Source organism: Streptococcus mitis (assembly GCF_003942795.1).
GTDB classification, from domain to species: Bacteria; Bacillota; Bacilli; order Lactobacillales; family Streptococcaceae; genus Streptococcus; species Streptococcus mitis_BJ.
In genome coordinates this window covers 119,180-133,621 of the sequence record NZ_RJNY01000002.1, presented here as the reverse complement: position 1 = coordinate 133,621, position 14,442 = coordinate 119,180, and the positions used below count along the sequence as shown (strand labels likewise).

General features: G+C 41.7%; 13 protein-coding genes and 1 pseudogene. All 14 read right to left on the bottom strand.

Going from position 1 to position 14,442, the window contains the following annotated elements; translation table 11 throughout:
- Nucleotide 1: 1 nt before the first annotated feature.
- Nucleotides 2-388, bottom strand: a complete 387-nt coding sequence (locus tag D8847_RS01715) for a Mini-ribonuclease 3 (protein ID WP_125840404.1) — start codon at nt 386-388, stop codon at nt 2-4.
- Nucleotides 381-1,724, bottom strand: a complete 1,344-nt coding sequence (gene cysS / locus D8847_RS01710) for a cysteine--tRNA ligase (RefSeq protein WP_125840403.1) — start codon at nt 1,722-1,724, stop codon at nt 381-383. The genes D8847_RS01715 and cysS overlap by 8 nt, the downstream gene beginning before the upstream one ends.
- A gap of 43 nt (nt 1,725-1,767) precedes the next feature.
- Nucleotides 1,768-2,529 (bottom strand): nucleoside phosphorylase, encoded by a 762-nt coding sequence (locus D8847_RS01705; RefSeq protein ID WP_125840402.1) that lies wholly within the window; start codon nt 2,527-2,529, stop codon nt 1,768-1,770.
- A 3-nt stretch (nt 2,530-2,532) separates the two neighbouring features.
- Nucleotides 2,533-3,399: a GNAT family N-acetyltransferase gene (locus D8847_RS01700; protein WP_125840401.1), complete on the bottom strand. Its 867-nt coding sequence runs from the start codon at nt 3,397-3,399 to the stop codon at nt 2,533-2,535.
- Between the two features lie 11 nt (nt 3,400-3,410).
- Nucleotides 3,411-4,028 carry a serine O-acetyltransferase gene (gene cysE / locus D8847_RS01695; protein ID WP_125840400.1) on the bottom strand — a complete coding sequence of 206 codons (618 nt, stop codon included), beginning with the start codon at nt 4,026-4,028 and terminating at the stop codon, nt 3,411-3,413.
- Nucleotides 4,029-4,043: 15 nt separating this feature from the next.
- A complete protein-coding gene (pnp, locus tag D8847_RS01690; protein WP_125840399.1) occupies nt 4,044-6,263 on the bottom strand; it encodes a polyribonucleotide nucleotidyltransferase in 2,220 nt (739 codons plus the stop codon).
- Between the two features lie 372 nt (nt 6,264-6,635).
- Nucleotides 6,636-7,502 carry a methylenetetrahydrofolate reductase [NAD(P)H] gene (gene metF, locus D8847_RS01685; RefSeq protein WP_125840398.1) on the bottom strand — a complete coding sequence of 289 codons (867 nt, stop codon included), beginning with the start codon at nt 7,500-7,502 and terminating at the stop codon, nt 6,636-6,638.
- A 94-nt stretch (nt 7,503-7,596) separates the two neighbouring features.
- A complete protein-coding gene (metE, locus tag D8847_RS01680) occupies nt 7,597-9,846 on the bottom strand; it encodes a 5-methyltetrahydropteroyltriglutamate--homocysteine S-methyltransferase (protein ID WP_125840397.1) in 2,250 nt (749 codons plus the stop codon).
- A 353-nt stretch (nt 9,847-10,199) separates the two neighbouring features.
- The gene (locus D8847_RS01675) at nt 10,200-10,493 is read right to left on the bottom strand and encodes a helix-turn-helix domain-containing protein (protein WP_000797736.1); all 294 of its coding nucleotides are present in this window, start codon (nt 10,491-10,493) and stop codon (nt 10,200-10,202) included.
- Entirely contained in the window at nt 10,483-10,848 is a 366-nt protein-coding gene (locus D8847_RS01670) for a type II toxin-antitoxin system RelE/ParE family toxin (protein WP_125840396.1), read from the bottom strand. Before D8847_RS01670 ends, D8847_RS01675 begins: the two co-directional genes overlap by 11 nt.
- A 156-nt stretch (nt 10,849-11,004) precedes the next feature.
- The gene (locus D8847_RS01665; RefSeq protein WP_125840395.1) at nt 11,005-11,370 is read right to left on the bottom strand and encodes a TIGR02328 family protein; all 366 of its coding nucleotides are present in this window, start codon (nt 11,368-11,370) and stop codon (nt 11,005-11,007) included.
- Nucleotides 11,354-11,758: a YbgA family protein gene (locus tag D8847_RS01660; protein ID WP_125840394.1), complete on the bottom strand. Its 405-nt coding sequence runs from the start codon at nt 11,756-11,758 to the stop codon at nt 11,354-11,356. Before D8847_RS01660 ends, D8847_RS01665 begins: the two co-directional genes overlap by 17 nt.
- A gap of 327 nt (nt 11,759-12,085) precedes the next feature.
- Entirely contained in the window at nt 12,086-13,129 is a 1,044-nt protein-coding gene (locus D8847_RS01655; RefSeq protein WP_125840393.1) for an ATP-binding protein, read from the bottom strand.
- Between the two features lie 178 nt (nt 13,130-13,307).
- A pseudogene (locus D8847_RS01650) lies at nt 13,308-14,015 on the bottom strand (DUF6261 family protein).
- Between the last annotated feature and the right edge of the window lie 427 nt (nt 14,016-14,442).

Genomic DNA, 14,442 nt, shown 5'->3' with positions numbered 1-14,442 from the left:
TCTACTCCTCCACTTTTTGGATGCACCAAGAAATTATGGTCTCTAGACGCTCCATATTTTCAGTCAGATGGAGATAGCCCATCACTGCTTCAAAACCTGTAGACATGCGGTAGGTCACCACATCAGCATTTTTAGCCTTAGTATGGCTATTGGTATTGCGACCTCGTTTATAGATTTCTTCTTCTTTTTCCGTCAAGACTTGCTCCTCCAACATGAGGGCAATCAGGCTGGCCTGAGCCTTGGCAGACACATACTTGGTCGCCTCTTGGTGAAGTTTATTGGGCTTGGTCATTCCTTTGAGGATGAGATGGCGGCGAATATACATGGAGTAAACTGCATCTCCCTCAAAAGCCAGCGCAATCCCGTTAATGAGATTGACATCAATCACGAGTCCACCTCACTCCATCCTTGGTGTCAAGGAGCTTAATCCCTTGAGCAGCCAATTGGTCACGGATTTGGTCCGCTGTCGCAAAGTCACGATTAGCACGCGCTTCTTGACGTTTTTGAATCAAGGCTTCAATCTCTTCATCCAAAACTTCCTCAACAAAGACAATACCGAAGACTTCTAACATAGCCGCAAGAGCTTGCTTGACACTTGCATCATAGTTTCCTGAGTTGATCCATTTGGCCATTTCAAAGACTACTGTGATACCGTTGGCAGAGTTGAAATCCTCATCCATAACAGCTACAAACTTATCTTTAAAGTCCTGCAACTCTTGAGCATCTACAGTTCCAGAAAATGGTCGCTCGTAAGTGTTCTTCAGATATTTGAGATTGGTCTCGGCGTCTCGCACTGCCTTTTCCGTAAAGTTGATTGGTTTACGGTAATGCTGAGTGGCAAAGAAGAATCGAAGCACTTGGCCATCAATAGTCTTCAATGCATCATGCACAGTAATAAAGTTCCCCAAGGACTTGGACATCTTGACATTGTCGATATTGACAAAACCATTGTGCATCCAGTAGTTGGCAAAAGTCTTACCTGTTTTAGCTTCAGACTGGGCAATTTCGTTGGTATGATGAGGAAACTCTAGGTCAGCTCCACCACCGTGGATATCAATAGTATCGCCCAGAATCTCTGTTGACATGACCGAACACTCGATATGCCAGCCCGGACGACCAGGTCCCCATGGGCTGTCCCAGGAAATCTCGCCTGGTTTGGCAGTCTTCCAAAGGGCAAAGTCCACAGGATTTTCCTTACGAGCCGTTTCTTCATCGGTACGGCCTGAAGCACCCAGCTCCAAATCTTCCAAGGTTTTATTAGCCAATTTGGCGTAGTTGTGGGATTTTTCCACACGAAAGTATACATCCCCCTGGCTCTCATAAGCAAAGCCTTTTTCAATCAAATCTTCCACAAAGCGGATGATATCCGCCATAAACTCCACTACACGCGGATGGCGAGTCGCAGGTTTGACGCCCAAGGCCGTCACATCCTCACGAAAGGCAGCGATGTACTTGTCCGCAACCTCCTGTGGCGTGATGCCTTCTTCCTTGGCACGGTTGATAATCTTATCATCCACATCCGTAAAATTGGAAATATAGGCAACCTCATACCCACGGTACTCAAAGTAACGTCGAATGGTATCAAAAGCTACCGTTGAACGGGCATTCCCCACGTGGATATAGTTATACACGGTTGGCCCACAGACATACATCTTAACCTTGCCGTCCTCAATCGGGACAAATTCTCGCAAATCACGAGACATAGTGTCATAGATTTTAATCACTCACTGTCTCCCTTCTGTTTCTTGTTTATCATAAAGAGTCGTTTCAATCCAACTCTCTAGCAATTACTAATGCTATCTCAAAGAAAGTCATAGCATCTGTTTTTCTTTCTTCGTGTCTTGCATCCCATTCATGATTGTGATGGTCAACATAATCAGCCGTATAAAAAAATTGATAAACTTTTGCTTGTCGAAATTGTGCCCAAGCCATGATAGCTGAAGCTTCCATGTCGACCACTTGTGCACCAGCAGTCAAGCGACGCTTGACCTTATCAGGCGTTTCTCGATAAAAGGCATCAGTCGTCCAAGCCTTTGTTCGAATGTGCTCAATGCCAGATTTGTTCAAAGCTTCTTCCATGGTTAAGAGCAAAGTTTCGTCATAAGCTATCTCATCACTTGGAGGAGCGTAATGGTAACTTGTACCTTCATCACGTAGAGCTGAACTTGGTAGGATAATCTTATCTGCCTGAATAGACTGATCTAGAACTCCGCAAGAACCCAACACAATAAAGTTCTTAAATCCTCTTGCTTTGAGTTCTTCTAAGAGCCCAACAACCATCGAGGCTCCAATCGTAGCTATAGCAACTGCTACCTTACTCCCATCTTTTTCATAGATATACCATGGAAATCTACCATTTAGATTGGTTAAATAGCCACCTTCGTAAACATCTTCAAACTGCTTTACTCGTTCAACGATTTCTCCATTAAAAGATAAAATAATCGTGTCACAGATTTCTCCACAACCACGAATACTTCGATCAGTTGGTTCGATAACAGCAGGTACATTTTCGAATTCTTCTAATAGCATTTACTACTCTTTCTTATTCAGATAAACCACCTGAGTCTGTTTGACAAAGCCGATTTTTTCATACAAGCTCTTGGCACCTACGTTGCAGTCCTCTACTGCAATCTGAAATTCCTTATCATTTTGCTCAATCAGTTGGTTGACTAGGGATTTTGCTAAATAGCTTCCGTAGCCTTTGCCACGTTCAAGTTCTGATATTGCTAAACCGTAGAAGTAATTCGTATTAGTCGATAAATCTACCGTGCAAGTCCCAATAACCTGACCGTCTTTTAATAAAATATATAGGCGACTTTCTGAATCCTTCAGAGCTTCAGCGACATATCTATCCACAACTTCTCTCGATTCATGTTCCTCTGAAAATGCCTGAAATTTTAACTGGCTAATTTGCTCCTGATACGAACTATCTGCTAACAAAACTTCAAGATTGGAAACATTTGCTAACGGATAAGGTTTTCTATCCTTACCTAACCAAGTTTCTGTCTCTTCATCCTCGACCAATCCCCAGTTGCTGACAAAATCAGGATGGCGGTCTAGAAAAACACGCTCTGTCTGAAAAGTAACTGAATGAATCGGAAAAGAAGCTGTTTCTCTCTCAAAACTAGTAAACAATGCACGCGCAACCCCCTGACGGCGATGATCTGGATGAACCAGTATCGTCACTTCCACATCTTGGTCATCTGCATAGACAGTTAATAAACCAACAAGTTCGCCTTTTTCATAATAAAGGAAAAAGGCGGGCATGTTTGGGTCAAAATTAATCATGTTAGAAAGATAGGGATCACGATAGGTACCGTCATAGGCTTGGCAACAGTTAATTAGTTTTTTCGCCTCAGATAACTCCTCTTGGCTTAACTTATTTCTTGCTTGAATCATATAGGTAACCTCTACAACCCCGACGATCTGTGACTGGCTTCTTTAGCCTGCTCGAGTTTATTGACGTAGTACTCTCGTTTTTCTTCGACTTCGTGAATGATAGGCTCATCCTTCTGTCCATGAACGCGGACGATCTTAGCCGGAATACCGACAACTGTTACATCACTAGGTACGTCTGCCACGACAACTGCTGCTGCACCGACCTTGGCATTTTCACCGATTTCTACCGGCCCGATAACTTGGGCATGGGCCGATATGAGAGCTCCTTTACGTACAGTCGGATGGCGTTTGCCACAGTCTTTCCCTGTTCCCCCAAGAGTCACCCCATGATAGAGGAGAACTCCCGTCTCAACGATAGCTGTCTCTCCAATCACCAAGCCAGAACCATGGTCGATAAAGACACCTGAGTCTATATGGGCACCCGGATGGATCTCGATTTGGGTCCAAAAGCGCCAAAACTGACTATGCATACGAGCCAGGAGTTTGAAGCCATGCTTCCATAGAAAATGCGAGAGACGGTGGGCAGCTAAGGCCTTGACACCTGGATAAGTCAGCAAAACTTCCAAACTGTTGCGTGCCGCTGGATCATTTTCTTTTACAATATCAATGGTTTCGCGCCACCATCCCATACATTTCTCCTTTTCTTATTCTGAATCTTTTGGTGTTTCTGTAAATTCTTTCTTAGGTTTGTGGTCCTTGTGATGGTGATGACGTGGGCGATGAGGTCGCTCAGACTTTTCGCCTTTTTCATCATGCTCAGGTTTTGGCGGACGAGGAAGAAGAACTTTCATAGAGGCATCGATACGGCCTTTTTCATCAATCTTGATAACCTTAACATCGACTTCATCACCGATAGCTACCAAATCCTCGACACGGTTGGTACGAGTCCAAGCCATTTCCGAAATGTGCACAAGTGCATCTGTCTTATCAAAGAGGTTGACAAAGGCACCAAATTTCTCGATACGAACAACCTTCGCATGGTAAACTTCATCCACTTTGGCTTCACGAACCAAGCCAGCGATGATTTCTTTGGTACGGTTAATGGCATCTTGATCGCTTGAGTAGATAGATACATTACCTTCTTCGTCGATATCAATCTTAACGCCTGTTTCAGCGATAATTTTGTCAATGGTTTCTCCACCTTTACCAATGACAATCTTGATCTTGTCGACATCAATCTTGATGGTATCAATTTTCGGAGCAGTTGGAGCCAATTCTGGACGCACTTCTGGAATAGTCGCTTCGATCACATCAAGGATTTCAAAACGTGCTTTCTTGGCTTGAGCAAGGGCCTCAGTCAAGATTTCTGCAGTAATCCCTTGAATCTTGATATCCATTTGAAGAGCTGTAATCCCGTCACGAGTACCGGCAACCTTAAAGTCCATGTCTCCAAAGTGGTCTTCCAAACCTTGGATATCGGTCAATACTGTGTAGTTATTTCCATCTGAGATGAGACCCATAGCAATACCAGCTACTGGCGCCTTGATTGGCACACCACCAGCCATAAGGGCAAGAGTTCCCGCACAGATAGAGGCTTGAGAAGATGAACCGTTTGATTCTAAGACTTCAGCTACCAAGCGGATCGCGTATGGAAATTCTTCCAAACTAGGCAAGACTTGAGCAAGGGCGCGCTCACCGAGAGCACCGTGACCAATTTCACGACGGCCAGGCGCACCGTAACGACCAGTTTCCCCTACAGAGTATTGTGGGAAGTTATAGTGGTGCATAAAGCGTTTCTTGTACTCTGGATCCAAACCATCGATGATTTGAGTTTCTCCCATCGGAGCCAAAGTCAAAACTGAAAGAGCTTGAGTCTGTCCACGAGTAAAGAGACCAGAACCATGTACACGAGGAAGATAGTCAACCTGCGCATCTAAAGGACGGATTTCATCGACCTTACGACCATCAGGACGCACCTTGTCTTCTGTGATCAAACGACGCACTTCAGCGTGTTCCATTTGTTCCAAGATTTCAGCCACATCACGCATGATACGGTCACATTCTTCGTGGTCTGCATATTTTTCTTCGTAAACTGCTGTTACTTGGTCTTTCACTGCTTGAGTTGCAGCTTCACGAGCTAATTTTTCTTCTACTTGGACCGCTTTTTGTAGATCACTGTTGTAGGCTGCGATGATTTCAGCTTGCAATTCAGCATCTACATGAAGCAATTCTACTTCTGCTTTTTCCTTACCGACAGCAGCAACGATTTCTTCTTGGAAGGCAATCAATTCTTTGACTGCTTCATGTCCTTTGAGAAGAGCTTCCAACATGATTTCTTCTGACAATTCTTTGGCACCAGACTCAACCATGTTGATAGCATGCTTGGTCCCAGCTACTGTCAATTCAAGAAGCGATTGCTCTGCCTGTTCTTGAGTCGGATTGATGATGATTTGGCCATCTACATAACCCACTTGTACCCCAGCAATAGGTCCGTCAAACAGAATATCTGAGATAGAAAGCGCCAAGGATGAACCAAACATAGCTGCCATTGGTGCAGATGCATTTTCATCGTAAGAAAGAACTGTGTTGATGACTTGCACTTCGTTACGGAAACCTTCCGCAAACATCGGACGGATTGGACGGTCAATCAAACGCGCTATCAAAGTCGCATCTGTTGAAGGACGTCCTTCACGTTTCATAAAGCCACCAGGAAACTTCCCAGCCGCATACATTTTTTCTTCATAGTTGACTTGAAGAGGAAAGAAATCCCCAGTTGCCATTTTCTTAGACATAACTGCCGCAGTCAAGACAGTTGACTCACCGTAACGCACAACAACTGCGCCATTTGCTTGCTTAGCAACCTGGCCAGTCTCTACAATTAACTCACGACCCGCAAAAGTCGTTTGAAACACTTGTTTTGTCATTTTAATCCCCTTTGGATTGCTGAAATTATACGCCTTGCCTACAAAAATCAGGATACAAAGGGCGTAAAGAATCCCGTATGAAAATAGGAGATTGACGCAGTGTGCAATGCACACCAGGAAATCTATCTTTTTCACTAGGGATTTAGCCCGTGTTCAACTACCTAAATACCTTGAAAAGTTTAAAAATATTATTCTTTAGCATTTATATCTTTTATAGCATAGCAGATTTGAATAGCTAAGAATCTGTTTATACCCTCATCTTTGTATCAAGTACGTACAGAGTCTATTTTATCATATTTTTCTTAAAAAGTGCGGGCTTTTCTATTAAAAAGGAACCATTCCCCTCACCTGAGAAGAATGGTTTGCTTTTTATTATCCTAAAGACTGATGATTAAACAAGGCATGGGTTGCTTGGTGGATGTATTTTGCTGTTTCAGCATTGTTCATGGTGTAGAGATGCACACCAGCAACATCCTGAGTTACCAAGTCCACGATTTGATCCACTGCATAGGCAAGTCCTGCTGCTCTGAGCGACTCAGGGTCATGCTCATACTTGTCTAAGATGGCTTTAAATTTACGTGGAAGGTGGATATTCTCACAAGTCTTTAACAGACGAAGCGCTTGGTTACGGTTAAGAATGGGCATGATCCCCGCATGAATGGGAACATCAATCCCTGCCAAGGTACACTTGTCTTGGAAATCGTAGAAGCGCTCATTGTCAAAGAAAAGTTGCGTTACAAGGCTTGAACAGCCTGCGTCCACTTTCTTCTTGAGATTTTGAATATCCGAGATCTGATTTGGCGAGTCAGGGTGCCCCTCTGGGTAGCAAGCTCCGACAATATCAAAATGCGGTGCTTGTTCCTTGATGAACTCGATCAAGTCTGTTGCGTAGCTAAAATCCTTTTGTGGTTCCACATCAGGGATAATATCTCCACGCAGGGCCAAGATTTTCTGTACCCCAACCTTATCCAAGTCTGCAATGGTTTCAGCAACCTTTTCCTTGGTCAGATAGATAGCTGGCAAGTGGGCAATAGTTGGAATCGCCAAATCATTCTGGATAAAGTCAGCCAAACGAACCGTTGTTTCCTTGATATTAAATTTATTATTGCTGGCAGTCACACTGATAAAGTGGGGTGCCAACTCTTGCATATCCTGCAAGGCTGAAATAATTTTATCATTACCCACGGCTGGGTTTGGAGGGAACACTTCAAATGAGAGTGACGGTGTTTGGCGTGACATAGTCATTATCCTTTTCTTTTTAATTTCATGATTGCTAAGCCGGCTTGGGCCAAGCAGTTCCTTGATCAGTCAGTGTCAAGAGAGAAATATTATCTTACAATTTCTCACGCGCAGCTTTCGCTGCTTCAACAAGGCGGATCAAGCTTTCTTTTGTTTCTGGAATACCACGTGTTTTCAAACCACAGTCAGGATTGATCCAAACTTTCTTGCTTGGTACTTTGGCAAGAATAGCATCGATTGTGTGGTCGATTTCGCCTTCGTTTGGCACACGAGGTGAGTGGATATCGTAAACCCCAGGTCCCACTTCTGTTTGGAAGTTTTTCGCTTTGAGTTCGTCCAAGATTTCAAGGTTTGAACGGCTTGCTTCAAAGGAAATAACGTCCGCATCCATGTTGTCGATAGCTGGGATGATATCTGTAAATTCTGAGTAACACATATGAGTGTGGATTTGAGTATCTGGCGCTACTGTAGAGTGTACCAAGCGGAAGGCAGGAATTGCCCAGTCAAGGTAGTCTTCGTACCAGTCGCTACGACGGAGTGGCAATTTCTCACGAAGAGCAGCTTCGTCGATTTGGATGATTTTCACGCCAGCAGCTTCAAGGTCAAGCACTTCATCCTTGATGGCAAGAGCGATTTGAAGAGTAGAATCCTTGATAGAGATATCTTCACGTGGGAATGACCAGTTAAGGATGGTAACCGGTCCAGTCAACATCCCTTTAACAGGTTTGTCAGTACGGCTTTGTGCATAGCTAGACCATTTGACAGTGATAGGGTTAAGACGAGTTACATCACCCCAGATGATTGGTGGTTTCACCCCACGCATACCGTAAGATTGTACCCAACCATTCTTAGAGAAGAGGTAACCTGACAAGTTTTGACCGAAGTATTCAACCATGTCGTTACGCTCGAACTCACCGTGTACAAGCACGTCAAATCCAACTTCTTCTTGCCATTTGATCCATTCGTCGATAGTTTCAGCAAGGAAAGCATCGTACTCTTCTTGTGACAATTCATCCTTACGGTAAGCCAAACGTTTGGCACGAACTTCCTTAGTTTGAGGGAATGAACCGATGGTTGTTGTTGGAAGTGCTGGAAGTTTGAAAGCTTCTTCTTGGATGGCTTCACGTTCCGCAAAGGCCGGCAAACGAGTGTAGTCTGCGTCAGTCAATCCAGCGATGCGCGCACGAAGTTCTACATTTTCACCCACACGCTCGGTAGCAAAGAGTTCTTTGTTAGCTGCAAGAGCTTGATCCCCTTGACCATTGCGGATAGCATCCAAGTCACGAAGTTCTTCCAATTTTTCAACCGCAAAGGCAAAGTGGTTCAAGATAGCTGGTTCAAATTCTTCGTTAGCAGTTGTAAATGGAACATGAAGAAGTGAGCATGAGCTTGTCAATACGATGTTTTCAGCTGGAATTTGCTCAAGAACAGTCAAGCTCTTTTCGTAGTTGTTACGCCAAATGTTTTTACCATTGACAATACCTGCATAAAGAGTCTTGTCAGCTGGGAAGCCACCTTTAACGAGTTCAAGAGTTTTCTTACCTTCAACGAAGTCTAAACCGATGGCATCTACTGGCAAGTTCACAAGGTCAGAGTAGACGTCACGAACGTCACCGAAGTAAGTTTGAAGCAAGACTTCAAGACCTTTTTTGTCAGCCAAAAGCTTGTTGTAGAGGTTCAAGAAGAGAGCTTTTTCTTCAGCTGTCAAGTCTTTGACAAGAGCCGCTTCGTCGAGTTGGATGCGAGTTGCACCAAGTTCAGCCAATTTAGCAAAAACTTCTTGGTAAGCAGCCACTAAGCTATCTACGAAGTCTTCTGCTTTCACGCCTTCTTCAAAGTCTGATAATTGAAGGAAAGTGAAGGGACCGACGAGAACAGGACGAGTGTTCAATCCAAGTTCTTTTGCTTCTTGAAACTCATCAAAGATCTTGTGACCTGCCAATTTAACTTGAGTGTCTTTTTCAAACTTAGGAACGATGTAATGGTAGTTGGTGTTGAACCATTTCTTCATTGGAAGGGCGCGAACATCCCCTTTTTCTCCTTGGTAACCACGCGCCAAAGCAAAGTAACGCTCAAGCTCAGACAAGTCCAAGTTTTGAACAGAAGCAGGGACCACGTTGAAAAGGAAAGCTGCATCAAGGAAGTTGTCATAGTGAGAAAAGTCATTTGATGGGATTTCAGTGATGCCTTTTTCTTTGACAATGTTCCAGTGTTTCGCGCGCAATTCTTTTGCTGCTGCCAAGAGTTCTTCTTCTGAGATTTCTTTTCTAAAGTATTTTTCAGTTGTAAATTTTAATTCGCGGAATTCACCCAAACGAGGGAAACCGATGATCGTAGTTGACATGATGTGTCCTCCAAAATTTGTTGTTGAAACTATCTTAACAGAAAAGAAACTGTCTGTATAATTGTAAATAATTAGGCTTTGATATAGTTTGAAACTATATCACTTTTTCGAACAAAAGAAAAAAACTTGAGATCAGTGTCTCAAAACCTTTGTATAGCGTGATTTATAGCTGTATTATAGTTGAGAGGCTCAAACGAGCTATTGACGATTCTCATCAGTGACTATGGCTTGCTATTAGAAAAGACTATAGGTTGGTTTTTGTTTTTTAATTCTGATATTTCCCTGAAAAAATGCGGACGGGAGATAAAATTATCCAGTGGATGATTTTAGCAAACCAAGTAATCTCATCTCTATCAACTTTTTTCCTGTTCAAGTGGGACGACTGCTAGTGTCTTTCCTAAACTGGCTAAAACTTTTAAGACCGTATCCAACTGAGGACTGGTCTTCCCTGTCTCCATCCTAGCTATAACAGGCTGGCTCACTCCACTGAGCTCTTCTAGTTTTTTCTGACTGATACCTTGCTCATGTCTAGCTTCTATCAACTCACTCATGATAGCCACTCGCATATCACTTTCAAGGATTTCCTCCTTGGTAAAGAGTTCAGATCGGATATCTTTCCAATTACTTCCAATGGCACTATTCTTCATCACTTACCCCTCTTTCTTTTATTTCCTTCAGTTCACGCTTGGCTTTTTCAATTTCTCTCCTAGGAGTTTTCTGAGTCTTTTTGACAAAATGATGTAAGAGAACAAAACTTCCATCAAGCCATGCTACAAATAAAATCCTATCCCTCAGAGGTCTTAGTTCCCAAATTTCATCTTCCAAATGTTTGATATAGGGTTCACCAGCTCTAGTCCCATGCTGACTCAACAACTCAATATAGTCATTTAATTTATTGAGTTTGATGCGACTATCCTTACTTTTCTGACTAGCCAATTCTCTCATATAATTTAAGACTGGCTCATTTCCATTTTTGTCCTTATAGAAGTAAATCGTATGCACCAAGTAGTCTCTTTCTAATTAGATTATAACTCAAAAGTTATTAAAAGTAAATTCTAATACCCATAAAAAGAAGACCCTAGAATCATTCTAAAGGTCTCATTTTTATTATTCGAAAAAATTACGAGAAGAGTTATAATGTGGAGCCAATCCTGACTCTCACTTCAGCTCAATCCCTTTCTCACGAAGATTAGCCAGACACTCCTCATAATATCCTGCATCATGTTCACTATAGATGGGCTTACCTAGCTTCTCCTCTGCTAAGTCTTGATAAGAAGAGCAAGTCTTACCACGGTAGTTCTTGTCCAACCACTCTGGACTGACATTGTAGCCACGGTTAGCCATCTCCTCCATGATCAAGCGATGATAGGCATAGAGACGATAGGGCGAGTGGGTAAAGACATAGTTCACCGTCGCATGCTTTCTGCCCCAACCATTACCACGAAGGGCGCAGCACTCTCGATGTTGGCCCAAAAGTTGCGGACGGGGAAGTTGTGAAATCAAAGCCTCATGCCCAAGTCTCATGGGAGTCTCCTTTCAGTAAAGTCGAATTTTGCAAGTAGGTATTGGGATAGAGTTCAAGCAACTCTCGAGTCTTAACAATCAAGTCTTCCTTGGAAGCTTGAGCAAAGCGGTAGCGATCCAGCAAGAGCATATAGTCCTTACGCTCGGCATCTGTCGCTTTCTTTTTGAAATAGCCCCAAATATGCTGAAAGGCATTGCAAACCTGACCCCTGTGTTCTGGAATCTGGCAGGCACGGTCAATCATCTCTTGAACCTGACTCAGCTCCACCTGTTCATTCTTCAAATATTTGCGAATCTCATTGTAAATATTGCTGGAATGGCTCAAAACGAGGTATTTATTTCTAGCCCAGAGTTGCTGACACTGGGATTTTTGATTAGTTTGTTCCATGTTTCTCCTTGTTTCCTATCCGTTTCCAGGAAATATGGAAACAAAATTGTATCCTAAAAATGAGCGAATCAATTCTCCCTATCACCCTTTAAAGCATGATAGGAACTGTTGTTCAACATCAAATAATTTATCTATCTCCAAATCAGAGGGCTGTATCCAAGAAATATTACCGTTCCAATACCAAATTTCTTTTGCATTGGGCGGTGGCCACCACTTTGAAAGTAATTAGTAATATCGCTTAATATTAATTGTTTCCAACTAGTCCCAATATTTCTAAATTGTAATCATAGATTTTTCATGTTTATTTTTCCTTATAAACCATAATTATCATTCTAATAATCCTCTTGAAGGAATAGATGCTTGATGAATAGAATTAATTTCTTGCTTTGCTAATTCTTCTCCCCGTGTAACATAATCCGAAATGCTAATACTACTGTAATCATTAATAAACGGTAGCTCTATAACAATTGCTGTTCCGTTAAAACAATTATCTCCAACAATACCATTAGGAGGACAGGAAGCGTCATTATTTTTAATAAGGATATTTTCACCACTAATTAAACCAAATTTCCCATTACAATCCCTGCATATTTCGCTAACTACGTATAATCCGTATCCTGAATTAGCCCAAACATCATTAGACTTACGATTGGTACCACCTCTTTTAAATGCCTTAGAAATTCCAGGTTGTACTGCTGATTGTAACGCCTCAGTATTTGATTCAATTTCTCTCCTATGGAAAATATTAGATGTAAGACTGTTAAAGATTCCCTGACCTTCATCTAATATTGCAATTTGTGCTTTATTTAATTTACCATGCCATGCTTGTCCACAAATCCAAAATTCATCAATACCTGAATGTTCTGGAACATTCCTTATAATTTCTCTGATAATATAGGTCAATATTTTTTCCAATTGTCTATCACTAGTAACAATTTGAGCTAATTGATTTGCCCTTACTTCAATAAACTCTCCTCTATCAGCATATATATTACCATTCTTGAAACTTTCACCATACTCTGCTTTTACATTAATTTTAGTAATAGGAATATAGTTAGTATTTCCAAAAACATGTCCAACTTTTTTACCAATATTAGAATCTGGGATAAAATAGTCATATAAGCCCATCCATTCAAAATAACCAGAATCTTGTCCAATATTTCCTAATGTAATTTCGACTTCAGGATTACTTCTTGAAAACTCTCGTAATTTAGCTCCAAAGAATAACATTCCGATAGGTTCTGTCCATTTCAATTTACAAAAATCTATCTCTAACTGTGGATCATTATCACCTTTATCATAAACTTCTTGAATATAGTTAAATTTTTTTTGAACATCATTATAGCTTAAATTTTTAAATTCTAACTTCATATTCTAACCACCTACTTTTTATTGACAAAAACTCTAAATATCAATTTCAATCTCTTACCAAAATTATACCACGAATCCACCAAAAAACGCCTTTAGATAATAATATATCTAAAGACGTTTATTTTTATCCTGCTACTTGTGTAGTTTCTTCTGATTTTACTTTCTTATCCTTCTTACTCTAACCACTCAATCGACGTTTACTATCTCGGATTGTGTTGAGGTCTTTAAAGAGTTTGGTCAGGTGCTCTTTTTATGGATAGGCTTCTGCACTGGCTGCGGTATAGCGCATAAAGAGGTCGTAGATGCTGGTTAGTTCGGTACGGATTTGTCTGGTCTTGCCGACTTCCTTTGCAGACTTATGCGCACGCGCCTGACTTTCCACCTTATCATAGTCTTCCTGCGCACTGATCACCGCCTGTAGCATAGGTGTCAGTCCTAGACTAGTAACTGCTGTTTGGTAAGGTTCTTCGCTCAGCGTTTTGAGCAGACTCTTGATTTCTGCCGTTTCCACATCATTGCTATGCTTGGTGATATCCTTGTATTTGGCAAAGACTGGTTTCAAGGTCTCATGGGCTTCTTTGAGTTTGCTTTCCTTGATCTTGGCAAATCCCCGATGAAGGGTAAAGAGACCAACTAGGGCACTGTCACGATTGCGGTCGACTTCGGTCAGGTTCGTCGCCTCTTTCTTTTCTACAATAGCGAGTTGCCCTTGGAAGTCTGCTAGCTTGCTCTTGAAGGAATCAAGATGCTTACCATACATAGGCTCGTCCTTATGTGCCTTAGCAAAAACTTCTAGTAGTTGACCCGTATCTACCATGAGACTTTCAAACTCACGGTTGGTAAAGTTGGTGTAGCTTAGCGGACGAATAGTGAATGTTTTTGTCATGATGATAACCTTTCTTTTTTCATTATTTCAAAAAGGAGTTTCCCCTCAAATTATAAATCCATTCTAACAGTTACTTTAAAAGATTTGTCCCCCTTCCTCTGAACTGTCAATATTTCCATCTAAAATGTACTTCTCAGGGCAAATCTTTTATTTCCAAAACAAAAAATCCCTATCTGACTGGACACATATCCCGTCTGTCAGATAGAAACTCTTACTATTTTTAGATTTTATCTCTTCTAGCTTTAGAATACATCTAAACTTTAGGAAAGACGACTATTCGAAAGCTCGAAGACCTCAAAACTTTCTCAGAAAGACTATCCGAAGCTTAGAATACTTATAAATTTATGTATTTCTTATCATTCTAAGTCTAAAATACATGTAAACTTTAGGAAATTCATATCTTCGAAACTTCAAATAGCTACCTACC